This window comes from Achromobacter sp. GbtcB20 (genome assembly GCF_019091095.1).
GTDB lineage: Bacteria > Pseudomonadota > Gammaproteobacteria > Burkholderiales > Burkholderiaceae_B > Achromobacter > Achromobacter mucicolens.
Genome location: NZ_JAGXJZ010000224.1, coordinates 1 through 478, shown reverse-complemented (window position 1 = coordinate 478; position 478 = coordinate 1). Strand labels below are relative to the sequence as shown.

Below are 478 nucleotides of genomic sequence, written 5' to 3'. Positions count from 1 at the left end.
TGGGAATCTCGGTTGATTTCTTTTCCTGCAGCTACTTAGATGTTTCAGTTCGCCGCGTTCGCTTTGCATGCCTATGTATTCAGCATGCAATGACCTAAAAGGCCGGGTTTCCCCATTCGGAAATCTGCGGATCAAAGTGTGTTTGCTCACTCCCCGCAGCTTATCGCAAGCTACTACGTCCTTCATCGCCTGTAATCGCCAAGGCATCCACCATGTGCACTTATTCGCTTGTCCCTATAACGTTAGCCCCTGCTGACAACAGGGATCGTCATAGTTCAAAGAGTACAGCTCATTGCATGTTTGTTGATACTTTGATTACTACCCTAAGTGTGCTGTTAATCATTGCTGACTAACCTCACGCTTAAAAAAACTTTACTTCTTCCAGATTGTTAAAGAACGAAAAAACAGTGATCTCGAAAAGATCAAACCTAAACATACGCTGATGCGTCGCTCACGTTTGCACTCTCAAGAAAGAATG

Annotated in this window: 1 rRNA gene; it reads right to left on the bottom strand. The window is 44.4% G+C overall.

Features of this window, described 5'->3' with window-relative positions:
- Window positions 1–234 (bottom strand): 23S ribosomal RNA (locus tag KVT32_RS28705); the annotation flags it as partial.
- Window positions 235–478: the final 244 nt, after the last annotated feature.